25 protein-coding genes and 1 tRNA gene are annotated in these 26620 nt (G+C 69.0%); 19 read left to right on the top strand and 7 right to left on the bottom strand.

Going from position 1 to position 26620, the window contains the following annotated elements:
• The first annotated feature begins 103 nt into the window (after window positions 1-103).
• From ileS to ndk, 4 genes are read left to right on the top strand one after another with little or no spacing between them, the layout of a single operon-like run.
• On the top strand, window positions 104-3436 hold the full coding sequence (ileS, locus tag AB0N59_RS12760; protein WP_363483732.1) for an isoleucine--tRNA ligase: 3333 nt from the start codon (window positions 104-106) through the stop codon (window positions 3434-3436).
• Entirely contained in the window at window positions 3433-4785 is a 1353-nt protein-coding gene (locus AB0N59_RS12755; RefSeq protein ID WP_363483729.1) for a folylpolyglutamate synthase/dihydrofolate synthase family protein, read from the top strand. The genes ileS and AB0N59_RS12755 overlap by 4 nt, the downstream gene beginning before the upstream one ends.
• Window positions 4782-5195, top strand: coding sequence for a DUF4233 domain-containing protein (locus AB0N59_RS12750; RefSeq protein WP_363483726.1), 414 nt, complete (start codon window positions 4782-4784; stop codon window positions 5193-5195). The genes AB0N59_RS12755 and AB0N59_RS12750 overlap by 4 nt, the downstream gene beginning before the upstream one ends.
• Window position 5196: 1 nt before the next feature.
• Window positions 5197-5613 (top strand): nucleoside-diphosphate kinase, encoded by a 417-nt coding sequence (ndk, locus tag AB0N59_RS12745; protein WP_071643142.1) that lies wholly within the window; start codon window positions 5197-5199, stop codon window positions 5611-5613.
• Between the two features lie 74 nt (window positions 5614-5687).
• On the opposite strand, the gene AB0N59_RS12740 is transcribed toward ndk, so the two are convergent.
• A complete protein-coding gene (locus tag AB0N59_RS12740; RefSeq protein ID WP_363483723.1) occupies window positions 5688-6299 on the bottom strand; it encodes a vitamin K epoxide reductase family protein in 612 nt (203 codons plus the stop codon).
• Window positions 6300-6565: 266 nt separating this feature from the next.
• Between AB0N59_RS12740 and AB0N59_RS12735 the strand changes: the two genes are divergently transcribed.
• Window positions 6566-8944, top strand: a complete 2379-nt coding sequence (locus AB0N59_RS12735; RefSeq protein WP_363483720.1) for an Rne/Rng family ribonuclease — start codon at window positions 6566-6568, stop codon at window positions 8942-8944.
• Here AB0N59_RS12735 and AB0N59_RS12730 read toward each other — a convergent pair.
• Window positions 8909-9175, bottom strand: a complete 267-nt coding sequence (locus tag AB0N59_RS12730; RefSeq protein WP_363483717.1) for a DUF4031 domain-containing protein — start codon at window positions 9173-9175, stop codon at window positions 8909-8911. The genes AB0N59_RS12735 and AB0N59_RS12730 overlap by 36 nt on opposite strands.
• Window positions 9176-9389: 214 nt before the next feature.
• Here AB0N59_RS12730 and rplU point away from each other — a divergent pair, with 214 nt between their 5' ends.
• The 10 genes from rplU (at window position 9390) to AB0N59_RS12680 (ending at window position 17029) form a co-directional block, all read left to right on the top strand.
• The gene (gene rplU / locus AB0N59_RS12725; RefSeq protein WP_182253397.1) at window positions 9390-9698 is read left to right on the top strand and encodes a 50S ribosomal protein L21; all 309 of its coding nucleotides are present in this window, start codon (window positions 9390-9392) and stop codon (window positions 9696-9698) included.
• A 19-nt stretch (window positions 9699-9717) separates the two neighbouring features.
• Complete coding sequence (gene rpmA, locus AB0N59_RS12720; protein ID WP_193596248.1) at window positions 9718-9975, top strand: 50S ribosomal protein L27; 258 nt, start codon at window positions 9718-9720, stop codon at window positions 9973-9975.
• 82 nt (window positions 9976-10057) lie between these two features.
• On the top strand, window positions 10058-11557 hold the full coding sequence (gene obgE, locus AB0N59_RS12715; RefSeq protein WP_363483713.1) for a GTPase ObgE: 1500 nt from the start codon (window positions 10058-10060) through the stop codon (window positions 11555-11557).
• Entirely contained in the window at window positions 11554-12342 is a 789-nt protein-coding gene (proB, locus tag AB0N59_RS12710) for a glutamate 5-kinase (protein WP_204973845.1), read from the top strand. Before obgE ends, proB begins: the two co-directional genes overlap by 4 nt.
• 53 nt (window positions 12343-12395) lie before the next feature.
• Window positions 12396-13673 carry a glutamate-5-semialdehyde dehydrogenase gene (locus AB0N59_RS12705; protein WP_363483709.1) on the top strand — a complete coding sequence of 426 codons (1278 nt, stop codon included), beginning with the start codon at window positions 12396-12398 and terminating at the stop codon, window positions 13671-13673.
• A 49-nt stretch (window positions 13674-13722) separates the two neighbouring features.
• On the top strand, window positions 13723-13935 hold the full coding sequence (locus AB0N59_RS12700; RefSeq protein WP_363483706.1) for a hypothetical protein: 213 nt from the start codon (window positions 13723-13725) through the stop codon (window positions 13933-13935).
• 6 nt (window positions 13936-13941) lie between these two features.
• Window positions 13942-14544: a nicotinate-nucleotide adenylyltransferase gene (gene nadD / locus AB0N59_RS12695; protein WP_363483703.1), complete on the top strand. Its 603-nt coding sequence runs from the start codon at window positions 13942-13944 to the stop codon at window positions 14542-14544.
• Window positions 14541-15695, top strand: a complete 1155-nt coding sequence (locus tag AB0N59_RS12690; protein WP_363483700.1) for a hypothetical protein — start codon at window positions 14541-14543, stop codon at window positions 15693-15695. Before nadD ends, AB0N59_RS12690 begins: the two co-directional genes overlap by 4 nt.
• Window positions 15695-16072, top strand: a complete 378-nt coding sequence (rsfS, locus tag AB0N59_RS12685) for a ribosome silencing factor (RefSeq protein ID WP_363483697.1) — start codon at window positions 15695-15697, stop codon at window positions 16070-16072. Before AB0N59_RS12690 ends, rsfS begins: the two co-directional genes overlap by 1 nt.
• Window positions 16073-16183: 111 nt before the next feature.
• On the top strand, window positions 16184-17029 hold the full coding sequence (locus tag AB0N59_RS12680) for a GNAT family N-acetyltransferase (RefSeq protein WP_363484248.1): 846 nt from the start codon (window positions 16184-16186) through the stop codon (window positions 17027-17029).
• Window positions 17030-17031: 2 nt separating this feature from the next.
• Here AB0N59_RS12680 and AB0N59_RS12675 read toward each other — a convergent pair whose 3' ends face one another.
• Complete coding sequence (locus AB0N59_RS12675; protein WP_363483694.1) at window positions 17032-17238, bottom strand: hypothetical protein; 207 nt, start codon at window positions 17236-17238, stop codon at window positions 17032-17034.
• A 192-nt stretch (window positions 17239-17430) separates the two neighbouring features.
• Between AB0N59_RS12675 and AB0N59_RS12670 the strand changes: the two genes are divergently transcribed.
• Window positions 17431-17503 (top strand) — tRNA-Ala (locus tag AB0N59_RS12670).
• Window positions 17504-17573: 70 nt separating this feature from the next.
• Here the strand turns inward: AB0N59_RS12670 and AB0N59_RS12665 are convergent.
• On the bottom strand, window positions 17574-18713 hold the full coding sequence (locus tag AB0N59_RS12665; RefSeq protein ID WP_363483691.1) for a calcium:proton antiporter: 1140 nt from the start codon (window positions 18711-18713) through the stop codon (window positions 17574-17576).
• Between the two features lie 125 nt (window positions 18714-18838).
• Here AB0N59_RS12665 and AB0N59_RS12660 point away from each other — a divergent pair, with 125 nt between their 5' ends.
• Complete coding sequence (locus AB0N59_RS12660; RefSeq protein WP_363483688.1) at window positions 18839-19939, top strand: FAD-dependent oxidoreductase; 1101 nt, start codon at window positions 18839-18841, stop codon at window positions 19937-19939.
• On the opposite strand, the gene AB0N59_RS12655 is transcribed toward AB0N59_RS12660, so the two are convergent.
• The 3 genes from AB0N59_RS12655 to AB0N59_RS12645 are packed head-to-tail and all read right to left on the bottom strand — an operon-like array spanning window position 19879 to window position 22489.
• The gene (locus AB0N59_RS12655) at window positions 19879-20754 is read right to left on the bottom strand and encodes a 3-methyladenine DNA glycosylase (RefSeq protein WP_363483685.1); all 876 of its coding nucleotides are present in this window, start codon (window positions 20752-20754) and stop codon (window positions 19879-19881) included. The two genes, AB0N59_RS12660 and AB0N59_RS12655, sit on opposite strands and share 61 nt — an antisense overlap.
• Window positions 20751-21779: a phosphatase domain-containing protein gene (locus tag AB0N59_RS12650; RefSeq protein WP_363483682.1), complete on the bottom strand. Its 1029-nt coding sequence runs from the start codon at window positions 21777-21779 to the stop codon at window positions 20751-20753. Before AB0N59_RS12650 ends, AB0N59_RS12655 begins: the two co-directional genes overlap by 4 nt.
• Window positions 21780-21811: 32 nt before the next feature.
• Window positions 21812-22489 carry a DedA family protein gene (locus AB0N59_RS12645; protein WP_363483679.1) on the bottom strand — a complete coding sequence of 226 codons (678 nt, stop codon included), beginning with the start codon at window positions 22487-22489 and terminating at the stop codon, window positions 21812-21814.
• Window positions 22490-22531: 42 nt separating this feature from the next.
• Here AB0N59_RS12645 and pabB point away from each other — a divergent pair, with 42 nt between their 5' ends.
• Together pabB and leuS are read left to right on the top strand one after the other, a co-directional pair.
• Window positions 22532-23869, top strand: a complete 1338-nt coding sequence (gene pabB, locus AB0N59_RS12640; protein ID WP_363483676.1) for an aminodeoxychorismate synthase component I — start codon at window positions 22532-22534, stop codon at window positions 23867-23869.
• Between the two features lie 112 nt (window positions 23870-23981).
• On the top strand, window positions 23982-26474 hold the full coding sequence (leuS, locus tag AB0N59_RS12635; protein ID WP_363483673.1) for a leucine--tRNA ligase: 2493 nt from the start codon (window positions 23982-23984) through the stop codon (window positions 26472-26474).
• Window positions 26475-26620: the final 146 nt, after the last annotated feature.

Here is a 26620-nt window from a genome sequence, read left to right as displayed (position 1 = left end):
GTGAGAGTGGCTTCGCGAGAAGCACGCAGGGTGGTACCGCGGTTCGTGCGTCAGCACGGGTCGTCCTTGCAGCAGCATCCGCCCACGACCACTGCGAGACACGATGACCTACCCGCGCTCCTCCTTCGGCGCAGCCGCCGACGCCGTCACCCCGAGCCCGCGCTTCCCCGAGATCGAGCGCGAGGTGCTCGACTTCTGGAAGACCGATGACACCTTCCGTGCCTCGATCGCGCAGCGCGACGGCGCCGACGAGTGGGTCTTCTACGACGGCCCTCCCTTCGCCAACGGGCTGCCGCACTACGGTCACCTGCTGACCGGGTATGCGAAGGACGTCTTCCCGCGGTTCCAGACCATGCTCGGCAAGAAGGTCGATCGCGTCTTCGGGTGGGACACGCACGGTCTGCCCGCGGAGCTCGAGGCCATGAAGCAGCTCGGCATCACCGAGAAGAGCGAGATCGAGCAGATGGGCATCGACGTCTTCAACGCGAAGGCGCGCGACTCGGTGCTGACCTACACGCATGAGTGGCAGGACTACGTCACCCGACAGGCCCGGTGGGTCGACTTCGAGCGCGGGTACAAGACGCTCGACCTCGGCTACATGGAGAGCGTGCTGTGGGCCTTCAAGACGCTCTACGACAAGGGTCTCGCCTACGAGGGATACCGCGTGCTGCCGTACTGCTGGCGCGACGAGACGCCGCTGTCGGCGCACGAGCTGCGCATGGACGACGACGTGTACAAAGACCGTCAGGACCCGTCGGTCACCGTCACGTTCCCGCTCGTCGGCGTCAAGGCCGAGAGCCTGGGTCTCACCGCGGTGCGCGCGCTCGCCTGGACGACCACGCCCTGGACCCTTCCCACGAACCTCGCGCTCGTCGTCGGACCCGAGATCGAGTATGTCGTCGTCCCTGGTGGCCCGAACGGCGCCGCCGACATCGTCCCCGGTGACGACGTCGCCGAGAGCGACGCGCACCGCTACCTGCTCGCCCGCGACCTCTTGGGCGGCTACGCCAAGGATCTCGGCTACGAGTCGGCCGACGACGCGCTCGCCGCTGTGCAGCAGACCGTTCTGGGCCGGGAGCTCGAGGACGTCGCATACGACCGGCTCTTCGACTACTACGCGGATGCCGAGACCTGGGGCACCGAGAACGCCTGGCGCATCCTCGTCGACGACTACGTCACGACCACCGACGGCACCGGCATCGTGCACCAGGCGCCCGCCTACGGTGAGGACGACCAGCGGGTCACGAACGCTGCAGGCATCCCGACGATCATCTCGCTAGACGACGGCGGACGCTTCCTGTCGTCGGTGACCGACGTGGCAGGGCAGCTGTGGATGGATGCCAACACGCCGCTCATCCGCCTGCTGCGCGCCGCAGGCCGGATGCTGCGCGAGCAGAGCTACGTGCACTCCTACCCGCACTGCTGGCGGTGCCGGAACCCTCTGATCTACAAGGCCGTCTCGAGCTGGTTCATCCGTGTCACCGACATCAAGGACGACCTTCTCGCGAACAACGAGCAGATCACCTGGGTGCCAGAGAACGTGAAGTACGGCCAGTTCGGCAAGTGGCTCGAGGGGGCGCGCGACTGGTCGATCAGCCGCAACCGCTACTGGGGCTCGCCCATCCCGATCTGGAAGAGCGACGACCCCGAGTACCCGCGCGTCGACGCCTACGGATCTCTGGAGGAGCTGGAGCGCGACTTCGGCACCTTGCCGCGCAATCCCGAGGGCGAGATCGATCTGCACCGCCCGTACATCGACGACCTCACCCGGCCGAACCCCGACGACCCGACCGGGAACAGCACGATGCGCCGCATCGAGGACGTCTTCGACGTGTGGTTCGACTCGGGATCGATGCCGTATGCGCAGGTGCATTACCCGTTCGAGAACCAGGAGTGGTTCGATTCGCACGCGCCGGCCGACTTCATCGTCGAGTACATCGGTCAGACCCGCGGGTGGTTCTACGTCATGCACGTCCTGTCGACCGCACTGTTCAACCGGCCGGCGTTCACCGGAGTGAGCTGCCATGGCATCGTGCTCGGCAGCGACGGCTACAAGATGTCGAAGTCGCTGCGCAACTATCCCGACGTCAGCGAGGTGCTCGACCGCGACGGCTCGGACGCCATGCGCTGGTTCCTCATGTCGAGCTCTGTGCTGCGCGGCGGCAACCTCGCCGTGACGGAGGAGGGCATCCGCGCTGGTGTGCGGGAGTTCATCCTGCCGCTGTGGAACTCGTGGTACTTCTTCGCGACCTACGCCAACGCGAGCGGCGGCTACGAGGCCACCTGGCGCACCGACAGCACCGACGTGCTCGACCGGTACATCCTGGCGCGCCTCGGGGATCTCGTGCGCGAGGTGCGCGCCGACCTCGAGGGGCTCGACTCCACGACGGCATCGGCACGTCTGCGCGACTTCGCCGAGGTGCTGACCAACTGGTACATCCGCCGCTCGCGCGACCGGTTCTGGGAAGGCGTGAGCGACGACCCGAAGAGCCGCGAGGCGTTCGACACCCTCTACACGGTGCTCGAGACGCTCACCCGCGTGGCTGCTCCGCTCGTGCCGCTCATCAGCGAGCGCGTCTGGCAGGGGCTGACCGGCGGGCGCAGCGTGCACCTGACCGACTGGCCGGATGCCGCGGTGTTCCCCGCGGCCGACGAGGTGCGCGACGCGATGGATGCGGTGCGCGAGCTGTCGAGCGTGGGCAACGCCCTGCGCAAGAAGGAGAAGCTGCGCGTTCGTCTTCCGCTCGCGCGACTGACCGTCGTGTCGCCGCTCGCCGCCGACCTCGCCCAGTTCGAGGGGATCCTGCAGGAAGAGCTGAACGTGAAGTCGGTCGAACTCGTGCAGCTCGCCGAGACCACGGCAGCCGAGTACGGCATCAGTCACCGCCTCAGCGTCAACGCCCGCGCTGCCGGTCCGCGCCTCGGCAAGGAGGTGCAGAAGGTCATCCGGGCGGCGAAGGAGGGCTTCTGGACCGAAGACGGCGGAGTGGTGACCGCCGACGGCATCGCTCTCGAGCCGCATGAGTACGACCTGGTGCTCGAGACCTCGGGCCGGCCCGAGGGCGAGGCGCTCGCGCTCGTTCCCGGCGGCGGATTCATGCTGCTCGACACCGCGACCACGCCCGAGCTGGAAGCCGAGGGACTCGCGCGCGACGTGATCCGCGCCGTGCAGGACACGCGCAAGAACGCCGGCTTCGACGTCAGCGACCGCATCCGTCTCGCGCTGCGCTTCGACGACGCCGAAGACGGGGATGCCGTGTACTCGGCATTCGAGATCGCCGATGTCGCGGGCGAGACGCTCGCGCTCGAGCACGCGCTGCTGGGTGCGGACGACGAGCTGGCCGAGAGCGAGTTCGCCGCGGTGATCGCCAAGGGCACCTACGCCAACCGCGGTGAATTCACGGTCGCCGTCTCGAGGATCGGAGCATCAGCGTGAGTGACGTCCAGCGTGCTGACATCGTCTACGAGAAGCTGCTCGAGCGGGCGGGCGAGCGGTGGGTGCAGCCCCGCAAGGAGCGGGTCGCCCGCATCCTCACCCTGCTCGACGACCCGCAGCGCACCTACCGGGTGGTGCACATCACCGGCACGAACGGCAAGACCTCGACGGCCCGCATGATCGAGAGCCTGCTGCGCTCGCACGGTCTGCGAACCGGCCTGTTCACCAGCCCCCACCTCAAGCGGTTCACCGAGCGCATCATGATCGACGGCGAGCCGATCGCCGACGGTGCGATCGCGGATGCCTGGGACGAGATCGAGCCGTTCGTCGGGATCGTCGACGCCGAGCTCGAGACCGCGGGCGATGCTCCGCTCACCTTCTTCGAGCTGCTGACGGTGCTCGCGTTCGTCGCCGCATCGGACGCGCCTGTGGATGTGCTCGTGCTCGAGGTCGGCATGGGAGGGTCGTGGGATTCGACGAACACGGCCGATGGCGATGTCGCGGTCTTCGCTCCGATCGACATGGACCATGCCGATCGCCTCGGCGACACGGTCGAGGCGATCGCCGAGGTCAAGGCGGGGATCATCAAGGACGGCGCTGCCGTCGTCTCCGCCGAGCAGAAGCCGGAGGTCGCTGCCGTGCTTCGCCGGGTGGCCGGCGAGAAGGACGCGACGATCGCCTTCGAGGGCGAGCAGTTCGGGCTCAGTGAGCAGAAGCTCGCCGTCGGGGGTCAGCTGATCAGCATCCGCGGCCTCGCGGGGGAGTACACCGACGAGTATCTGCCGCTGTACGGCGCGCACCAGGGTCACAACGCCGCTCTCGCGGTCGCGGCCGTGGAGTCGCTGATCGGCGGCGCCTCGCAGCGCATCGTCGGCGACATCCTCGCCGACGGGCTGCAGAACGCCACCTCGCCGGGACGACTCCAGCTGGTCGGCATCGCGCCGACGGTGGTTGTCGACGCCGCTCACAATCCGCACGGAGCCGCCGCCCTCGCGCGATCGCTCGACGACAGCTTCGACTTCGACGAGTGGGCTCTCGTGCTGGGCGTCTTCGCAGACAAGGACGCCGCTGGCATCGTCGACGCGCTGCTGCCGCAGGTGACCGAGGTGTTCGCGACGGCTCCCGATTCCGATCGAGCGGCGGATGCCGATGTGATCGCCGACCTGGTGGAGGAGCGCGGACGCCGTGCGAGCGTGCATCCCACCCTCGCCGACGCCGTCGATGCCGCGCGCGAATGGGCCGCCTCCGCCGACCGCCGCGCCGTCGTCATCGCCGGATCCATCGTGCTCGCGGGTGAAGCACTGCTGCTCTCCGAGGAGGAGGACTGGAAGTCGGGGTGGCGCGCGTGAGCGCCCGCGCGGCCAGAGCGCCTCGCCCCCGTGCTCAGCGCACCCTGGTGCAGAAGCTCGGCTCGATCGTGCTCGGCTTCGAGGCCGTCGGCGCCCTGCTCGCGGGTCTCGTGATCTTCGGCCTGAATGCCCTGCCTGCGGGCATCCCGTCGTGGTGGGGGATCGTCGCCGGCGTGGTGGTCGCCATCGCCCTCGTCGGCGTCGCGGGTTCCATCACCAAGCCCTGGGCGATTCCTGCAGGGTGGGCGCTGCAGGGCGTCATCGCACTCGGCGGCATCTTCGAGCCGGCCATCATCTTCGTGGTGCTGATTTTCGGCGGCATGTGGGCGTATGCGACGATCGGTGGGGCCCGAATCGACCGACAGCGGCCGGCGGGCCCGCCGGCAGAACCTCACACAGAGAGCGAATGACATGGCCACTGAAGAAACCCTCGTCCTCGTCAAGCCCGACGGCGTCGCCCGCGGCCTGACCGGCAGCATCCTCGCCCGCATCGAGGCGAAGGGCTACGCGCTCGTCGACCTGCGACTGGTCGAGCCCGACCGCGACCGCCTCGCGGCGCACTACGCCGAGCACGAGGGCAAGCCGTTCTACGAGCCGCTCCTCGAGTTCATGATGTCAGGCCCGTCGGTGGCGATCCGCCTCGCGGGCAACCGGGTCATCGAGGGCTTCCGCTCGCTCGCGGGCACCACCGATCCGACGACCGCCGCACCCGGCACCATCCGCGGCGACTTCGGCCGGGACTGGGGCCTCAAGGTGCAGCAGAACCTCGTGCACGGCTCGGACAGCCCCGAGTCGGCTGCGCGCGAGCTCGGCATCTGGTTCGACTGAACCCAGACCGCAGACGAAGAGAGAGGGACGCCCGTGCGGGCGTCCCTCTCTCTTCGTCTGCGCGTCCGCCTGCGTCAGAAGACCATGCCGACGACCTCACCGAGCAGGTCGAGTCCGGCGAGCTGGGCCATGGCGATGATGATCGCGTAGGCGACGATCGTCGCCAGCGGCACCCAGACCATCAGGCGTCCGGCGCGCTCGCGCATGGCGGCGGAACCGCCCAGCGTGCCGTTGCGCATCAGATGCAGGGTCGTCGCGAGGAAGGTCGGGATCGTGACAGACCAGGTCACCATGCACCACGGGCACAGGGTGTGCAGGCTGTAGATGCTCTGGCCGATGAGCCAGCACACGAAGATGAAGGCCCCGAGCACACCGACGCCGAACAGCCCCCAGAACCAGCGCGGGAATCGCACGCCGGCGAGCACGGCCACGCCCATCACCATCACGGCCATCCACGCGGTCACGCCGATGAGCGGGTTGGGGAACCCGAACACCTCGCCCTGCCATGACGAGAGGTTCTTGTCGCACTGAAGCATGACGCTCACGTAGCAGCTGGTGGTCTCGCCGGGGTTCTCGAGAACGTAGAACTTCTCCATGGTGAGCTGGAACGCCGCCCACCAGCCGACGATCGCGGCGAAGACGAGCCAGATTCCGTAGCCGACATGGCGGGAGCGCTGCGTGGTCATGGCGCGATTATCCCAACGGTGTCTATGCGGCTCGCGTGAATCGCGGCGCGCGAGTCGAACGCGTGCGGTTGTCGGCGTCGGGTAGTGCGATAATGGCTCAAGACGACGTCGCGTTCATCCGCGATCGAATCGACAAGACTTCGGGGTCCTGTGCCCCAGGTGGTCGCGCCGCAGAGCCGACCGCCAGCCGATTGAGTTCGCGGCCGCTGTTTCGCCGCACGAGTTTTCGCGGCGCACGCAGTGCCCGCGCAGGGAGCTAGCCAGAGATGGCCGATGAGAACGATGACAACAACACCCCTACCCTCGACGAGACGCCGGCGCAGCCGGTAGTCGAGGACGTCCGGACCGCCGAGGCGGCTGAGCCCGTCGCGGAGCCGGATGCTGTGGAGCAGCCCGCTGCGGACGAGCAGCCCGCTGCGGACGAGCAGCCCGCTGCGGACGAGCAGCCCGAGACGCCCGCAGAGCCCGAGGCGGCGGCAGACTCTGAAGCTGCAGAGGCGGAGACGGCGGCCGCAGAGCCCGAGCCGGCCGCGCAGCCCGAGTCCCCGAATCCCGTGACGGCCGTGAGCCTGGGGCTGCTGCCCGAGGTCTTCGTCTCGAAGGTCTCGACCCAGCTGCACTTCTACGCCCCCGAGGTGGTGCCGCTGCCCGCACGCAGCAGCCGCGACGACGACGAGGGCGACGACCGCGGCAGCGCGTTCCGTCGTGGTCGTGGCCGTCGCCGCGGTGAGGGCGACGACCAGCGTGAAGAGCCGCGCCAGCGTCAGCGCCAGGTCGAGTACATCACCGAGCCGAAGGCCATCAAGGGCTCGACTCGTCTCGAGGCCAAGAAGCAGCGCCGTCGCGACGGTCGCGATGCCGGCCGCCGCCGTCCCGTCGTCACCGAGGCCGAGTTCCTCGCGCGCCGCGAATCGGTCGACCGCATGATGGTCGTGCGCGCCAAGAACGGCCGCACCCAGATCGGGGTGCTGGAAGACGACGTGCTCGTCGAGCACTACGTCGCCCGCAATCAGGATGCGTCGTTGATCGGCAATGTGTACCTGGGCCGCGTGCAGAACGTGCTGCCCAGCATGGAGGCCGCGTTCGTCGACATCGGCCGTGGTCGCAACGCGGTGCTCTACTCCGGCGAGGTCGACTGGGACGGCGTCGAGACCGGCAATCAGCCGCGCCGCATCGAGCTCGCTCTCAAGGCGGGCGACCGCGTTCTCGTCCAGGTCACCAAGGACCCGGTCGGTCACAAGGGCGCGCGCCTCACGAGCCAGATCTCGCTTCCCGGCCGGTACCTCGTGTACGTGCCGGGTGGGTCGATGAACGGCATCTCGCGCAAGCTCCCCGACAACGAGCGGGCTCGCCTGAAGCGCATCCTCAAGGAGGTGCTGCCCGAGTCGTCGGGCGTGATCGTCCGCACCGCAGCCGAGGGCGCCACCGAAGAGCAGCTCACCCGCGACGTGCAGCGGCTCACGTCGCAGTGGGAGCACATCCAGAAGCAGGTGCAGACGCAGCAGGCTCCGGCACTGCTGCACGCCGAGCCCGACCTGCTGGTGAAGATCGTGCGCGATGTCTTCAATGAGGACTTCACCCGCATGACGATCCAGGGCGACGACGCGCAGCGCACCATCCGCGCGTACCTCGAGAGCGTCGCACCCGATCTGCTCGAGCGGGTCGAGACCTACACCGACGACGTCGACCCGTTCGACGCGTACCGCATCACCGAGCAGATCGAGAAGGCGCTCGATCGCAAGGTCTGGCTGCCCTCGGGCGGCTCGCTCGTGATCGACCGCACCGAGGCGATGACGGTCGTCGACGTCAACACCGGCAAGTTCGTCGGCTCGGGCGGAAACCTCGAGGAGACCGTCACCAAGAACAACCTCGAGGCCGCTGAGGAGATCGTCCGCCAGCTGCGTCTGCGCGACATCGGCGGCATCATCGTCGTCGACTTCATCGACATGGTCCTCGAGTCCAACCGCGATCTCGTGCTGCGCCGCCTGGTGGAGTGCCTGAGCCGCGACCGCACGAAGCACCAGGTCGCCGAGGTCACCTCGCTCGGCCTCGTGCAGATGACCCGCAAGAAGCTCGGTCTCGGTCTGCTCGAGACCTTCAGCGAGGCATGCGACGTGTGCGCCGGCCGCGGCGTGATCGTGCATCACGATCCCGTGGTCAAGCACCGCAGCGGCAACGGCGGCTCGAACAACGGCGGCGGCCAGAACCGTCGCTCGCGCGGTGGGTCGCAGTCGCAGCAGCCGGCCGCCGCCCAGGCGCAGCAGCCGCAGGCGAACGGCGGCACGCACAGCATCACCGAGGGGGCGAAGTCGGCCCTCGCCGCCATCGCCGCCTCGACCATCGTCGCGAACGGGGAGGCCGCCGCCGGCGAGCAGCCGGCCGCAGCCGAGCAGCAGACCGCCGTCGAGGCGCCTGCGCAGAGCGAGCGTCCCAAGAAGCGGAAGAAGCGCGGAGGCGACCGCAAGGCGCCGAAGACCGAGACCGAGCAGCTGCTCGATTCGGTGCTCGACGCGCTTCCCGAGCCGAAGGCCCCTGGACAGGGACGGAACCGCCGTCGTGTGACGACCGCCATGCTGACCCCCAACGCCGCGCCGGCTCAGGGAGAGGGATCAGCGACGGTCGCGAGCTCTGACCCGGAGTCCTGAGCGGATCAGTCGCCTGGTGAGCTCCTTGCCGCCCACGTGCACCGCACCGGCGGCGAGGAGCCTCGGCAGAGACTCCTCGGGCACGTCGTAGTGGTCGCGGTCGAAAGCGCGAGCCGGGATGCCCTGCTCCGCGGCGAACGCATGCAGCTCGGCCAGATCCGAGTCGCTGACGAGATGCGCCCACAGCCGGCCGTGCGCTGGCCAGATGGCATCGTCGACGAGAACGGTCATGCCGCGATCTTAGGACGGGGACACACCTCCGGCCTCGCTTTGCGGCATCGGCGATGATCCGGTAAAGTTGTCCTTTGGTGCGAGACCCCTGACGGCTTTTCCGGTCGCAGGAGAAGTCTTGCGTCTGCACCCGTCGCCCCGGGCGATGTACGCAAGCAACAGTCTTCCCGTGAGATTCCCGGAGCGATCCGCTCCCCAACGAAACAGGTATGAAGTGGTTTACGCAGTAGTGCGCGCCGGTGGCCGGCAGGAGAAGGTCGAGGTCGGCACGATCGTTCAGCTCGACCGTGTTCAGGCTGCCCAGGGCGAGAACATCGAGCTTCCCGCCGTGCTTCTCGTCGACGGTGCCTCTGTGACCACCGACGCCGACAAGCTGGCGAAGGTCAAGGTCACGGCTGAGGTTCTCGGCAACCTCCGCGGACCGAAGATCGTCATCCAGAAGTACAAGAACAAGACCGGCTACAAGAAGCGCCAGGGCCACCGTCAGGAGCTCACGCGCGTCAAGATCACCGGCATCAAGTAAGCACGGAAGAGGCTCAGACATGGCACATAAGAAGGGCGCGAGCTCGACCCGCAACGGTCGTGACTCCAACGCACAGCGACTCGGCGTGAAGCGCTTCGGCGGTCAGACCGTCAACGCCGGCGAGATCCTCGTCCGTCAGCGCGGCACCCACTTCCACCCCGGCGCAGGCGTCGGTCGTGGCGGCGACGACACGCTGTTCGCTCTCGAGGCGGGCGCTGTCGAGTTCGGCAAGAAGGGCGGCCGCAAGGTCGTCAACATCGTCGCAGCCGCTCAGTAAGAGCAGCAGACTTCCTGGACGGGGCGGGCTTCGGCTCGCCCCGTCCTCGTATCCCAGCACAACCCCTCGGAGGAGCACGCACATGGTCACGTTCGTCGACACCGTCACGCTGCACCTTCGCGCCGGCAAGGGCGGCAACGGCTGCGTCTCGGTCCGTCGTGAGAAGTTCAAGCCGCTCGGCGGCCCGGACGGCGGAAAGGGCGGTGACGGCGGAGACATCATCCTCGTCGCCGACCCGCAGGTGACGACGCTGCTGTCGTACCACCACTCGCCGCACCGCACCGGCGGCAACGGCGGCTTCGGCATGGGCGATCTCCGCTCGGGTTACGATGGCGAGTCCCTCGAACTGCCCGTGCCCGTCGGCACCGTGGTGAAGAGCGTCGAGGGTGACGTCCTGCACGACATGATCGTCCCTGGCGAGCGATACGTGGTCGCCGAGGGCGGCCGCGGCGGCCTCGGCAACGCTGCTCTCGCCTCGCCCAAGCGCAAGGCCCCCGGCTTCGCGCTGCTCGGCACGCCCGGTCAGGAGTGCTCGGTCGTCCTCGAGCTCAAGACCGTCGCGGATGTGGCGCTCGTCGGCTACCCGTCGGCCGGCAAGTCGAGCCTGATCGCTGCGCTCTCGGCAGCGCGACCGAAGATCGCCGACTATCCGTTCACCACGCTGCACCCCAACCTCGGCGTCGTGCAGGCCGGCGACAGCCGCTACACCATCGCCGACGTGCCCGGCCTGATCGAGGGTGCGAGCGAGGGCAAGGGCCTCGGGCTGGAGTTCCTGCGGCATGTCGAGCGCTGCAGCGCCCTGCTGCACGTCCTCGACTGCGCGACGCTCGAGCCCGGGCGCGACCCGCTCTCCGACCTCGACGTCATCCTCGCCGAGCTCGCCGCGTACGAGGTGCCCGAGGGGCAGAAGCCGCTGCTCGAGCGCCCGCAGCTCGTCGCCCTCAACAAGGTCGACGTTCCTGAGGCGCGCGATCTCGCCGACATGGTGCGCCCCGAGATCGAGGCGCGCGGTTTCCGCGTGTTCGAGATCTCGGCGGTCGCGCATGAGGGCCTGCGCCCGCTCAGCTTCGCGCTGGCCGAGCTCGTCGACCAGCATCGTGCCGAGGTCGCCGCCGAGGTCCCGCGCGAGCGCGTCGTGATCCGCCCGAAGGGCGCCAAGGAGGAGTTCTCGATCCGCGTCGAGGGCGGCACCTACGGCAACGTCTACCGCGTGCTCGGCGAGAAGCCGTGGCGCTGGGTTCAGCAGACCGACTTCCAGAACGAGGAAGCGGTCGGCTACCTCGGTGACCGCCTCGAGCGCCTCGGCGTCGAGGACGCCCTGTTCAAGGCGGGCGCCGTCCCGGGGGCGACCGTCATGATCGGCACCGGCGACAACAGCGTGGTCTTCGACTGGGAGCCCTCGATCGCGTCGACGGCCGAGCTGATGAGCTCGCCGCGCGGCACGGATGTCCGCATCGGCGGATCGAACCGTCGCACCACGGCCGAACGCCGCGAGCAGTACCACGAGATGATGGATGCCAGGGCTGCGGCCCGGGCGGAGCTCGAGGAGAAGCGCCTCGCATCCCGCGAGGACGAGGAATGACCGCGCGCACCCGCGCCGAGCTCGCCACCGCGGGCCGGATCGTCGTGAAGGTCGGCTCGTCGTCGATCAGCGGCGAGTCGTCGTGGCGCATCCCGATGATCGTGCAGGCGCTGTCGTCGGCGCATCGCCGCGGCTCCGAGATCATCCTGGTCTCCTCGGGCGCGATCGCCACGGGCATCCCGTTTCTCGCGCTCGACTCCCGTCCGACCGATCTGGCCACCCAGCAGGCCGCTGCGGCGGTCGGACAGAACGTGCTCGTCTTCCGCTACCAGGAGGCGCTGCGGCCGTTCGGGATCGTCGCCGGCCAGGTGCTGCTGACGACGGGCGACCTCGAGAACCCGACCTCCCGCAGCAACGCCCGGCGCGCGATGGAGCGGCTCCTGTCGCTTCGCATCCTGCCCATCGTCAACGAGAACGACACGGTCGCCACGCAGGAGATCCGCTTCGGCGACAATGACCGGCTCGCGGCGCTCGTCGCACAGCTGGTCGGCGCTGATGCCCTCGTGCTGCTGAGCGATGTCGAGTCGTTGTACACGAAGCCGCCGACCGATCCGACCGCGGTGCCGATCGACGAGATCCCCGCCGATTCGGATCTGAGCGGGCTCGAGTTCGGTGCGTCGGTCGTCAACAGCGTCGGCACCGGGGGAGCGGCCACCAAGGTCTCTGCGGCGCGAATGGCGGCGGGATCGGGCATCGGCGTGCTGGTCACGAGCGCCGACCTCGTGGGCAAGGCTCTCGAGGGCGCGCAGATCGGCACCTGGTTCGCCCCCTCTGTCACCGCCTGACGGCGGACGTCACGGCGGCCCGAGGGCTGCTCGGCCGTCGATACACTGACCGCATGAGCACTTCCTCCGTCACCGACGCCCCCGCGGACACCGCGCTGGATCGCCTGACGCGCGCCAAGGAGGCGTCTCGTTCGGTCGCCCGTCTGACCAGCGCCGAGAAGGCTGACCTGCTCGAGGCGATCGCCGCCGCGATCGAATCGAACGCGGCGGGCATCGTCGAGGCGAACGACCGCGATGTCGAGCGAGGGCGAGCGGATGCCATCGGCGATGCGCTCATCGACAGGCTGCGCCTGGACGAGCGGCGCATCGCGGCTCTCGCCGCCGCGGTCCGTGACGTCGCCACCCTGCCCGACCCGGTCGGTCAGGTCGTGGGCGGGCACCGGATGCCGAACGGCGTGGCCCTCGAGCAGGTGCGCGTGCCCTTCGGCGTGGTCGGAGCGATCTACGAGGCGCGGCCGAACGTGACGGTCGACATCGCCGCGCTCGCGCTGCGCTCGGGCAACGCGGTGGTGCTGCGAGGCGGCAGTGCCGCACGAGACTCGAACACGGTTCTCGTCTCGGTGATGCGCCAGGCTGTCGAGGCGCTCGGGCACGATCCCGAGGCGATCCAGAGCGTCGACGACTTCGGACGCGAGGGCGCGAAGGCCATGATGCACGCCCGCGGGCTCATCGACGTACTGGTGCCGCGCGGCAGCGCCTCGCTCATCGAGACCGTGGTGACCGAATCGACCGTGCCGGTCATCGAGACCGGGGCCGGCGTGGTGCACATCGTGATCGACGAGTCGGCACCCATGGACTGGGCGCGCGACATCGTCGTCAATGCGAAGGTGCAGCGTCCCAGCGTGTGCAATGCCGTCGAGACGCTGCTCGTGCATCGCCAGGCGGCCCCTCAGCTCGTGCCCGTCATCGCCAGCGCTCTGCTCAGCGAGGGCGTGGCGATCCATGGCGACGACATGGTCGTGGGACTCGTCGCCGGCACGATCCCGGCCACCGACGAGGACTGGGCCACTGAGTACCTGGGGCTCGAGATCGCGATCAAGGTCGTCGACGACCTCGACGAGGCGCTCGCACACATCCGCCGCTACAGCACGGGTCACACGGAGTCGATCATCACGACCGATTCGCGCAACGCCGAGCGCTTCCTGGCGGAGGTCGATTCGGCTGTCGTGATGGTCAACGCCTCCACGCGGTTCACCGACGGTGCGGAGTTCGGCTTCGGTGCCGAGGTCGGCATCTCGACGCAGAAGCTGCATGCCCGCGGGCCCATGGGGCTCGGCGAGCTGACCAGCACGAAGTGGCTCGCGCGCGGGTCCGGTCAGATCCGCGGCTGAGGACTAGACTGGACAGGCGTTTGCTCGCCAGGTCACGAACGGAGTCAGGATGAACCTCGTCGCACAGATTGCGATGGCCGCAGCCGAGACGGAGCACCACGGCAACGTGGCTGCCGAAACCTTCATCTTCGGTGTCATCGCCGCGATCATCTTCGCCGTGATGGGCCTGGTGACGCTGTCTTTCCGCAACGTCGCCAATCGTCACGCGGCCAAGGCCGAGGCGTACGCGCTGAAGCACGGCAAGGACGGCCACGGCCACTAGGACCGCATGCACGATTCCACCGCTCGAGCACCGCGCATCGGCGTGATGGGTGGCACGTTCGACCCCATCCACCATGGTCACCTGGTCGCGGCGAGCGAGGTGGCGCACTCGTTCGACCTCGATGAGGTCGTGTTCGTGCCCACCGGTCAGCCGTGGCAGAAGCAGAACGTCTCACCGAGCGAGCATCGCTACCTGATGACGGTCATCGCGACCGCATCCAATCCCGACTTCACCGTGAGCCGGGTCGACATCGATCGCGACGGGCCGACGTACACGATCGACACGCTGCGTGATCTCAAGGCGCAGCGGCCCGACGCCGAGCTGTTCTTCATCACCGGGGCCGACGCCGTGGCGCAGATTCTCAGCTGGAGGGACCATGATGAACTCTGGGATCTCGCCCACTTCGTCGCCGTCTCTCGACCAGGCCACGTGCTGAGCACGGACGGACTGCCCACCGAGGATGTGAGTCAGCTCGAAGTGCCGGCGCTGTCGATCTCATCGACGAACTGCCGCGAGCGCGTCGCCGACGGGCAGCCCGTCTGGTACCTGGTGCCGGATGGCGTGGTCCAGTACATCGCGAAGCATCATCTGTATCGGAGCAAGGCATGAGCACTGAAGAGGACGGGCACACCCTCACGCGCAAGCAGCTGCGTGAGCTTCGTCTGACCGGCTCGACACCGGTCGTCGGCGGTGAGGAGGCCACGGCTGCCGCCCAGCCGGAGCCGGCCGAGCCGCAGGCCACCGAGTCCGCGGCTGCCGCCGAGACGACCGCCCCGGCCCCCTCGGGGCCGGCCTTCACGCCGACACCGCCCGTCGAAGATGCGGCGTCGGCGACCCCGGCGCCCTCCGCATCGTCACCGCTGACCCGTCGCGCCGCGCGCGAGCAGGAGCGCATCCGCACCGGATCCGTGCCCGTGGTCGCCACGGGCGAGCAGCCGGTCGAGGACGAGCCGGTCGTCGAGCAGCCGGTCATCGCAGAGGCCGTGGTCCAGCAGCCCGTCGTCGGTGAGCCCGTCGTCGAGCAGCCCATGGCGGATGAGCCGGCAGTCGCGTCACCCGGTCTCGTGTCCGGCATCCCTGCCTTCGCTCCTCAGGCCGCGCAGGCGCCGCGCTTCGACGCACCGTCAGAGCCCGCTGACGCCGAGCCGGCCCCCGACGAGTCTGCCCCTTTCGAGCCGACCTCAGCCGAGTCGGGCGTCGAGCCCCAGACCGAGCCGACCGCCGGTTCCACGGCCGCGCAGGGGACCGAGAGCGAAGCGGACCGTCCGATGGTCGGTGCGGCGTTCGGCATCGGAGTGAAGAGATCGCACGGCGGTCACGGTGCTCCCGCAGCGTTCGACGAACTGCTCGAGAGCGGTTCGGCGGGCCCGCACAAGACTGCGAGCACCCTCATCTTCACGCCGTCGCCGGGTGCGGGGTCGCTCTCGGGGCCCGTTGCATCCACCGGTGAGCTGCTCATCACCGGCACCTACCAGCTGCCCGAGGGTGTCGGCTCGCAGGGTCATGCGCTCGGCACGACCGACGGCAAGGACGTCGACGCCGTGCTTCTCGACGGCGAGCTGGCTCCCGCCTCGTCGCCCACCCCGATCGCCGCCAGCTCGGCGATCAGCACCTCGAAGCCCGCGGGCGAGGTCATCCGACCGCCCGCTCCCGATAAGAGCAACAAGCTCACTCTGACCCTGGCGATCGTCGCCGGTGGTCTCGCGCTCGCGCTGGCCGCGTCGCTCATCATCGCTTTCACTTCAGGAGTCCTCGGTTGATGCAATCCCCCCAGACAGCCAATGAGATGCTGCAGATCGCCGCGCGCGCGGCGGATGCGAAGGGCGGAGAGGACCTCATCGCCCTCAACGTCTCCGAGCCGCTGCCGCTCGTCGACATCTTCCTTCTCGTCACCGGAAACAGCGAGCGCAACGTCGCCGCCATCGCGGACGAGATCGAGGACCAGCTTCTCGAGGCAGGTCACCGTCGCGTGCGCCGCGAAGGCCGCGCGGAGTCTCGCTGGGTGCTGCTCGACTTCGGCGACCTCGTCGTGCACGTCTTCCACTCCGAGGAGCGCGTCTACTACGGCCTCGAGCGTCTCTGGAAGGATTGCCCGGTCGTTCCGATCGAGCTTCCCGCCCCCGCCGCGGGGGAGTGACGGTGCGCGCCTCCGTCGTCGACCCGGTCGACGCGGCGGCGCTCATCGAACGGAGCGCCGCGATCCGGCGTCGGCGATCGCGTCGGTGCTCGGTGGCCGAGCGACGAGAGCATTCTGGCGCAGTTCGCCGACCCGCCTTCGGGCCGTCGCCGATGGGCGCTCGTCCTTCGCGCTGACGACGGCTCGGTCGCGGGCGCGGCCGATGTCGCGGTGACCGATGGCGATCCTGCAGAGCTCACCGTCGGAGTGCTCCCCGAGCACCGTCGTCGCGGTCGCGGCACAGCGCTCTGGCAGGCCGCGGGGGAGCTGCTCGCTGAGCACTCGCCTGCCGTGGCGCAGTCCGAGACGTGGTCGGCGCCCGGAGTGGCCTTCGCGGAGAGCATCGGCCTCTCGATCGCGAACAGCGAGTTCCGGATGCTGCGCGACACCGCGTCAGCGGTCCCCGACGCCCCCTCGGTCTCGGGCGTCGATGTCGTCGCATGGACGGGCGCCGTTCCGGAGGGCATGCTCGCTGATTGGGTGCGCCTGAACGCGAGCATGCGCGATGACGTGCCCCTGGGCGAGCTCACCAGACGGACGACCGTGATCGATGCCGAGTGGGTGCGTGCTCATGAGAAGCGCATGAGCGATCAGGGGTGGATCCTCGCTCGGGCGATGGCGCGTGCGGGATCGCACGGCGTCGGCTACACGGTGATCTTCATCGCGAGAGACGGTGATGAGATCATCGTGCAGGATGACACGTTCGTCGAGGGCGCGTATCGCGGCCGGGGGATCGCGCGACTGCTCAAGGCGGAGAATCTGCGGCAGCTGCGCTCGGTGCCGGCGGCGGCCGCTGCACGCTGGGTGCAGACGTCGACCGCCGTCGACAACAGCGCCATGCTCTCATTGAACCGGGCGATCGGCTTCGAGGTCGCCGATACCTCGTACGCCCTCGAGGGGCCTCTCGCGATCAGCTGAGGTCAGTCGGTGCGCTCGTCGCCCGCCCAGGCGTCGTCTTCGTCCTCTGCGCCCGAGGCGAGGCGGTCGGCGTCGATGCTGTCGACCTGATCGGGATCGGCATCCGGATCGATCTCGACCTCGCCGTCGACCTCCCGGGTCGGCATGCCGGCGTCCTCCTCCTCGAGGTCGGGGTCTTCGGGAAGCATGTTCGGGGTGGGGTTCGTCATGATGGCTCCTCGGTTCGGCGACTCGGTGCGAGTCGTGTGCGGCGAATCTAGCTCTCGTGCGCGGCGGCCCGGAGGCTCTTGACGCAGCGGCGACCTCGGAGTAGCCGACACTCCCGACGTGCGCGGGCGATTTGGCTGTCGCCCGCCGGTCCGTAGTATGCTGATCAGGTTGCCGAGTTCGGCGGCGGATATGGGCCTGTGGCGCAGCTGGTAGCGCACCTGCATGGCATGCAGGGGGTCAGGGGTTCGAGTCCCCTCAGGTCCACCGAAGAGAAATCCCGCGAGAGATCGCGGGATTTCTTCGTTTCCGGATGCCTGTGCCGGCATACGCGTCGCTATGCGAACACGCTGAACACGTAGAGCACGAAGAGCAGCAGGTGCGTGGCGCCGTGCAGCGGGTTCAGGCGCCGGGCGCCGAACGTGGCCATCGTCAGCAGCAGGGTGAGGCCCAGCAGCAGCAGATTCACCGGACTCTCGGCGAGCAGCACGGTCTGACCGGTGAGCAGGCCGATCGTGAGCACCGCGGGGATCGTGAGCCCGGCCGTCGAGACCAGGGCGCCGTGGCACAGATTGCTGACGCGCTGCATCTCGCCGCCCAGCGCCGCCCGTACGGTCGTGATCGTCTCGGGCAGGAACACGATCATCGCGATGAGGATGCCCGACAGGGCCACCGGCGCTCCGAGCCTGCTCAGTCCATCGTCGAGCAGTGTCGCCATGTCGTGCGAGAGCAGCACGATCGGCAGCACGAGGGCGAGCAGAAGCAGGACGCGCGCGATGAGCTCCGCACGGTGCTCGGCCATCACGGCCATCGCGGAGACGCGCGGGGCATCGCCACGGGCATCTCGAGCGGCATCCACCTCCTGGAAGTCCGTCTTCTGCGCACCCGTCTGGCGCAGCAGGAAGAACGCGTAGAGCAGCACCACGAGCACGACCATCGTGATCGCGGCGGCAGGGGGATATGCGCCGTCGTCACCGAGGAAGGCCGGGAACGCGAACGCCACCGCCAGCAGCACGACGAGCATGCCGAGGTAGGTCGAGACGCCCGTCCGATTGGCACGCAGCTCGGCGTGCCGCATTCCGCCGGCGATGAGCGCGACGCCGATGACGAGGTTCATGATGATCATCGACACGGCCATCACCGAGTCTCTGGCGATCGTCTGATGCTCACCGGGCCCGAGCATCACGGCGGCGATGAGGATCACCTCGATCGCGGCGATCGACAGCGTCAGCACGAGGGTGCCGTACGGGTCGCCGAGTCGATGCGCCAGGTGCTCCGCCTCGATGACGACGCCGAACGCGCAGACCGAGATGACGGCGACGATGACCGCCAGCGCGAGCCAGAGCGTGATCGTCGGCAACGGTCCCGAGAGCAGCGGCCCGAGGGCCAGCAGGAGGACGAATGAGCCCCAGCCGAGTATGAGGCGCACGATGGCGCTGCGGGTGAGGACGGAGTGGAGGAGGCCTGAGCGGGTCACGGTGCGAACCGAATCTGCGGGGCCGTCCCCACCTGTGATCTCTCCGCCGGGTCGTCCCGCCGGTCGCTTCAGCACCAGGGTAGCAAGCAGGAACAACCGCGCCTGTGCAGATGTTGTGCACGGGTGTGAGCATTCTCGACAGCGTCGTGATCGGAGCGGGCCAGGCGGGTCTCTCGGCGTCGTACCACCTGCAGCGGCTCGGCGTCGAGCACGTCGTGCTCGACGCGGATGTCCACCCAGGCGGGGCCTGGCAGCATCGGTGGGATGCCCTGACCATGCGCGACGTGCACCGCGTCGCCGAACTGCCCGGTGACGACGCGCCCGTGCACGACGATGCCCGCGCGAATCTCGCCGTGCCGCAGACGTTCGCGGCATACGAACGCGACCATGCCCTGCCCGTGATCCGTCCTGTCCACGTCGACGACGTGCGCGACGACGGCGGCATCCTGGCGATCCGGGCGGGGGAGCGGTCGTGGCGCAGTCGCACCCTCGTCAACGCGACGGGCACCTGGACCCAGCCGTTCGTGCCGCACTACCCGGGCATGGAGACCTTCGTCGGCGAGCAGCTGCATACCGTCGACTATCCGGGACCCGAGCACTTCCGCGGCAAGCGGGTGCTGGTCGTCGGCGGCGGCGCATCGGCCGTGCAGTTCCTCGGCGCGCTCGCTCCGATCGCTGACACGGTGTGGGTGACCCGCAGGGCGCCGGTCTGGCGGACCGATGACTTCACTCCCGAGGCGGGGGCCGCGGCGGTCGCCCTGGTCGAGCAGAGAGTCGCGCAGGGCCTCCCGCCCGAGAGCGTCGTCAGCGTCACAGGACTCATGCTGCGGCCGCAGGAGAGGGAGGCCGAGCGGCTCGGGGCGTACGCCGCACGACGGCCGATGTTCTCGTCGATCGAGCCCGACGGCGTGCGGTGGGCGGACGGATCCTTCGAAGCCGTCGACATCATCCTCTGGGCCACCGGGTTCCGGCCCGCGATCGCCCATCTCGCCCCGCTTCATCTCCGCAGCCCGCAGGGCGGCATCCAGCTCGATCGTGGCGGGCGCGGCACGACCGCGGTGGCCGATCCTCGCATCCAGCTGGTCGGCTACGGACCCTCAGCGAGCACGATCGGCGCCAACCGCGCAGGCCGCACGGCCGCAGCGGGCGTGCGTCGGCATCTCGCTCAGCTCGCGGCCGAGTCGACGGGGAGCTTCGCCCCGAGCCAGGCGCCGAGTATCGCGTGACGCAGAGCGTTGCCCCGCTCAGCGAACGTCCGTTGCCGGCGCACGTACTCGGCCTTGCCCTCTGCGGTCTCGATCCGCACCGGCCGGACGCCCCACTCCGACAGATCGTAGGGAGCGGCCTCCATGTCGAGACGGCGGATGTCGGAGGCGAGCTCGAAGGCATCGAGCATGAGCTCACCGGGCACCAGCGGACCCAGTTTGATCGCCCACTTGTACACGTCCATCCCCGCATGGAGGCATCCGGGCTGCTCGATATCGGGCTGGCCCTCGCGGCTCAACGGCAGCCTGTTGCGGGGCACAGCGTCGTCGGTGAAGAAGCGGAAGGCATCGAAGTGCGTGCATCGCAGCTCGCCGGCCTCGACGACCGCATCCGTACCGGCGCCGCCCAGCCGAAGGGGCACGGCGTGCCGGTGCTCGTCGGAGCGATAGACCATCGCCCACTCGTGCAGCCCGAAGCATCCGAACTGACCGGGGCGTGCGGCGGTCAGTCGCAGCATCCGCTCGACGAGTGAGGCGAGCTGCGGCTTCTCCGCCTGGAACATCTCCGCATCGGGAACCACGTCGCCGGGACGAGGGCCGGGCGAGTACCAGCGCCAGCCGGCGCGCTCCGCAGCGTCGTGCAGCGTCACCCCCGCACCCGGATGCCATCTGCGCAGCTGCGCGGGCTTGTACGAGTAGTAGGTGAAGAGGAAGTCCTCGACCGGATGCTTCTCGCCGCGCTGCTGACGCTCGCGGTGCGCAGCCGTCAGAGCGTCGGCTCGCTCGGCATGCGCCTCAGCACGAGCCGACCATTCGGCGCGCGACAGCGCCGTCATGACGGGTCGTTGAGGATGCCGACCTCGGTGAGCCGCTCGCGCAGGCCCGCGCCGTCCTCGGCGCTCACCCACGGCACGTCGCCGTCGGCATGCTCTCCCGACGCGCGACCACCGGCCAGAACCGCCTCGGCGGGCAGCAGTCGGCGGATGGCGACCGCAGCGACCGACGAGGGATGCTCCTCCTGGAACTGCGAGTAGATCGCCTCGTCGTGCTGTCCGTCGTCGCCGATCAGCAGCCATCGGACATTCGGGAACTCCTGCGCCAAGCGGCGGAGGTTGCTCGTCTTGTGAGCCTGGCCGCTGCGGAACCAGCGGTCGTGCGTCGGGCCCCAGTCGGTGAGCAGCATGGCGCCGGCCGGGAAGAGGTGACGGCTGAGGAAGCGCCGCAGGGTCGGGGCGACGTTCCACGCTCCGGTCGAGAGGTAGATCATCGGCGAGCCCGGGTTGTCGCGCCGCAGCTGCTCGAGCAGCACCGCCATGCCTGGCACCGGCGTGCGTGCGTGCTCGTCGACCACGAACGAGTTCCATGCGGCGATGAACGGTCTCGGCAGTGCCGTGACCATCACCGTGTCGTCCACGTCGGACACCACGCCGAACTCGACGTTCTCGTCGACGATGAAGGCGGTGGCCTCGAGCGGCTTCTGTCCCTCGACAGACATTGTGAAGGTCTGCCACCCTGCGGGGAGCTCAGCGTCGATCACCGTGTCGATCACGCCGCCGCGGTCGGCGACGACCGTGTGCGTCCGACCGCCGATCTCGATGACGACCGAGGCGAAGCTGACCGGGATGCTGACGAACGAGCGCCAGCCGCGGACGCTCCCTTCGCCGCGGGTCTTCTTCAGCGGTGCCGGCACGATCAGCGCGCGACCGACGACGCGGACCCAGCCGGCGGTGCTGCCGTAGCCGGGGAAGGGCACGGCGGTCGCCGAACGCCCCCGTCGGCGAGCGCGTCGCTCGCGCCAGACGTGGACGCGGTGTTCGAGTCGGGCGAACCAGTGGATCTTGGCCGGTGAGGCAGGAGACATCGTCACCAGTCTTTCACGGTTGCGCCGCGGGGTCACTGTTCGGAGTGCCGCTCGGCCTCGTTCACCTCGCCGGGATGGCGCATGTGCCGCTCCTCGCGCCGCGCGAGCAGCTTCTTGCCGACGAGCAGCACCACGAGCAGCACCACGATGACCCCGACGAACAGGTAGCCGGCGTAGTGCACCCTCTCCGAGAGCTCGTGATAGCTGCCCGCAGCGGTGGCGGCGAGGCCGACGTACAGACCGGACCACAGCACGCACGCCGGCAGCGTCCACGCGATGAACCGGCGGTAGGCGTATCCGCTCATCCCCACGGTGAGCGGCACGAGCGAGTGCAGCACCGGCAGGAAGCGGGAGAGGAAGATGGCGACGCCTCCGCGGCGGCGAAGGTAGCGCTCGGAGCGCTGCCAGTGCTCCTCGCCGATCCGCCGTCCGAGCCAGGAGGCGCGGATGTGCGGACCCGCCCAGGTGCCCAGCCAGAAGCCGATCGACTCGCCGATCAGCGCGCCGATGACCACTGTGACGCCGAGCGCGATGCCCTCCGCCCAGCCGTCGACGCCGATCGCGGCGACGAGGACGACCGTGTCGCCGGGCACCACGAGGCCGATCAGGATGCTCGTCTCGAGCATGATCGCGACACCCGCCAGCACCGTGCGCAGCACCGGGTCGACGGCCTGCACGGCCTCGATGACCCAGAGCACGAAGTCGTTCACCCCATGAGCGTAAAGCCTGCGGCGGAGCCATACGCTGTGAAGGTGCCCGCACCACTCCCGCTGATCGCACGCCTCCTGCGTGTCGTCGATGATCGGCGCCCCGACGTCGAGACGCTGTTCGCCCGCCTGTTCGGCGGCGCGGGCGATGTCTTCTGGCTGGATGCCGGGATCGATCCGCAGGGTGGCTGGAGCCTCATCGGAACGGGCTTCGCCGACCCGGACCCGTCGGCGGTGCGCGCCGTCGGCCTGAGCACACCGGCACGGACGTCGCGCATCCCCTTCCTCGGAGGCTGGGTCGGCTGGCTGCCGTATGAGCACGGCGCCGCCGCGAACGGCGCCCCCGTCGCGGACACCGCCGCGAAGCCGACCTGGATCGGCGTCACCGGCGCGGTCGCGGTGGACCATGCGACGGGCGAGGTGCACGCACTGGCGCCCGCGGACGAGCTCGACACCTGGGCGCGCTCCGTGAGCGAGGCGATGACCGCCCCTGCTCTCGAACCCGCAGCGGTCCCCGCAGGCTCGCAGATCGCGACGCCGAGGCACGGGGTGGCCGAGTACACCGCCCTCGTCGAGGAGTGCCGATCGGCGATCCGGCGGGGCGACGCGTATCAGCTGTGCCTCACCACGCGATTCACGACAGCACGACCCGATGATCCCTTCGTCGTCTACCGGCGACTGCGTGCGGCGACGCCCGCACACCACGGCGGCTACCTGCGAGTGGGGGAGCAGCACGTGCTCAGCGCGAGCCCCGAGCAGTTCCTCGCGACGGGCGACGGACAGGCGTCCACGAGCCCCATCAAGGGGACCCGGCCGCGGGGGGCGACGGCGGAGGACGACGCCCGGCTCGCCGACGAGCTGCGCACCGATGTCAAGGAGCGCGCCGAGAACGTCATGATCGTCGACCTCATGCGCAACGATCTGTCGCACGTCGGCGTGCCTGGCACGGTCGATGTCGAGAGGCTCTGGCAGGTCGAGACGTATCCCGCAGTGCATCAGCTGGTCAGCACGGTGAGCGTGCGGCTGCGCGAAGGGGTCACCTTCGGCGACCTGTGCGACGCGGCCTTCCCCGCGGGCAGCATGACCGGTGCGCCGAAGCTGTCGGCGATGACGATCCTGCACCGCCTCGAACGCGCGCCGCGCGGCATCTACTCCGGATGCTTCGGTCATGTCGGTCTCGACGGGCGGGTCGACCTCGCGATGGTCATCCGCACGATCGTGGTGGACGCGGACTCGGCATCCGTGGGCGCCGGCGGTGGGATCACCTGGCTGTCGCAGGCGGAAGCGGAGGCGGCTGAGGTCGCGACGAAGGCGAGAGCGCCGCTGGCCGCCCTCGGTGCGCAGCTGCCGCAGCCCTGGCATGACCTGCTGCCGGTTACCTAGGCGCCTCTGGCTCGCGATACCCTGGAAGGACCCGATTTCCGGGCTGTCCCGCATCGTCAGATTGGCCGTTTCCTTGACCGAGCACGCGTCGCACGCCGAGTCCACTGAAGTCATGTCCGCACATGACATCCAGCTCAAGTGGCAGGAGTACTGGGCCGACAACGAGACGTTCGTGGCCGGCGGAGACGACGACGAGAGGCCGCGCAAGTACATCCTCGGGATGTTCCCGTACCCCTCTGGCGATCTGCACATGGGGCACGCCATCAACTACCTGTACCCCGATATCGTCGCGCGGTACTGGCGTCACCGTGGTCACAATGTCCTGAACCCGATCGGGTGGGACTCGTTCGGCCTGCCCGCTGAGAACGCGGCCATCAAACGCGGCGCCGACCCGCGCGAGTGGACCTACAAGAACATCGACCAGCACAAGGCCGGCTTCCGCGGCTACGGCATGTCGTACGACTGGTCGCGCGTGCTGCACACCTCCGACCCCGAGTACTACCGCTGGAACCAGTGGCTGTTCCTGAAGCTGTACGAACGCGGCCTCGCGTACCGCAAGAAGAGCGCCGTGAACTGGTGCCCGAACGACCAGACGGTGCTGGCCAACGAGCAGGTCGTCGACGGCCGATGCGAGCGGTGCGGCGCCGAGGTCGTCAAGAAGAAGCTGACCCAGTGGTACTTCAAGATCACCGAGTACGCCGACCGTCTGCTCGATGACCTCGACACCCTCGAAGGTCACTGGCCGCACAAGGTGCTGCAGATGCAGCGCAACTGGATCGGCCGCTCGACGGGGGCCGACGTCGACTTCGTCATCGAGGGTCGCGACGAGCCCGTCACGGTCTTCACGACGCGCCCCGACACCCTGCACGGCGCGACCTTCTTCGTGATCGCCCCCGACTCCGACCTGGCTGCGGAGCTGGCATCCGGAGCCTCGTCCGAGGTGCGCGAGCGCTTCCAGGGCTACCTCGAGACGGTGCAGAAGCAGAGCGAGATCGAGCGCCAGTCGACCGATCGTCCGAAGACGGGCGTGTTCCTCGAGCGCTTCGCGATCAACCCCGTGAACGGCGAGCGGATGCCCATCTGGGCCGCAGACTACGTGCTGGCAGACTACGGTCACGGTGCCGTGATGGCCGTGCCTGCGCACGACCAGCGTGACCTCGACTTCGCCCGCGCGTTCGACCTGCCGATCCGGGTCGTGCTCGACACGACCGTCGAGGGTGGGGCGAACGAGGGTGACGACCTGGCTGAGCTCGACCCCGCGACCACCGGCGTGGCTCTGGTCGGCAACGGCCGCATGACGGGTTCGGGCGAGCTCGATGGCCTGGAGAAGAACGAGGCCATCGCCCGCACCGTCGAGAAGCTGAGCGAGGCGGGCACCGGCCGGGCCGCGAAGAACTACCGCCTGCGCGACTGGCTGATCTCGCGACAGCGCTTCTGGGGCACCCCGATCCCGATGCTGCACCTCGACGACGGCAGCGTCGTGCCGGTGCCTGAGGACCGCCTTCCCGTGAAGCTGCCGAGCGTCGACGGTCTCGATCTGCGCCCCAAGGGCTCGTCGCCCCTTGGTGCGGCCGAGTCGTGGGTGCGCACGGTCGATCCTGCTTCCGGCGAGCCCGCCCTGCGCGACGCCGACACGATGGACACCTTCGTCGACAGCTCGTGGTACTTCCTGCGGTTCCTCTCGCCGAACAGCGACGAGTTCGCCTTCGATCCCGAGCAGGCCAGGAGATGGGCTCCGATCGACGGCTACTTCGGCGGTGTCGAGCACGCGATCCTTCACCTGCTGTACGCCCGCTTCATCACCAAGGTGCTGTTCGACCTCGGTCTGATCGACTTCGAGGAGCCGTTCTCGAACCTGGTGAACCAGGGCATGGTCATCATGGACGGCGCGAAGATGTCGAAGAGCAAGGGCAACCTCGTCGAGCTGTCCGACCTGCTGGGACAGTACGGTGCCGATGCTCTGCGTCTGGGCCTGGCGTTCGCGGGCCCCGTGGAGGACGACAAGGAGTGGAACGGCGTCTCGCTGTCGGGTGCGCAGAAGTTCCTCTCTCGCGCGCTGCGCGTCGCGGACGAGGTCGCGAGCGAGCCGGGCGCGGCTCCGGATGCCGGTGACGTGACCCTGCGTCGCATCACCCACCGTCTGCTGGCCGACGCGCCGTCGCTGGTGGAGCAGACCAAGTTCAACGTGCTCGTCGCGCGTCTGATGGAGCTCGTGAACGGCGTCCGCAAGACGATCGACACCGGTGCGGGCGCCGCCGACCCGGCGGTGCGCGAGGCGGCCGAGACGGTCGCGATGATCATCGAGCTCATCTCGCCGCACACCGGGGAGGAGATGTGGGCCCGACTCGGTCACGAGCCGTCGGTGAGCGCCGTGCAGTGGCCGGATGCCGACCCTGCCCTGCTGGTGCAGGACACGGCGACCGTCGCGGTGCAGGTCAACGGCAAGGTCCGCGCGACCCTCGATGTCGCAGCCGACATCTCCGACTCCGACCTCGAGGCCGCGGCACGCGCCGACGAGAAGGTGCAGCGCGCTCTCGAGGGCAAGGAGATCGTGCGCGTGATCGTCCGCGCGCCCAAGATCGTCAACTTCGCCGTCAAGGGCTGACCCGCTCAGCGAACGTCCGCAGCATGGTCGGGTCTCCGGCCATGCGGCGCACGATCGCCCAGAACGGATCGCCGCGCCCCGCTCGATGCCGTCGGCCCTGCACATCCGTCGGCGCTCGTGAGTTGTCCACACGCAGCGGAATCCGC

This window comes from Microbacterium sp. NPDC089321, from assembly GCF_040684935.1.
In the GTDB taxonomy this organism is placed as follows: domain Bacteria; phylum Actinomycetota; class Actinomycetes; order Actinomycetales; family Microbacteriaceae; genus Microbacterium.
Note: the sequence above shows the minus strand (reverse complement) of the source record. Positions and strands in the feature narration are given on the sequence as shown.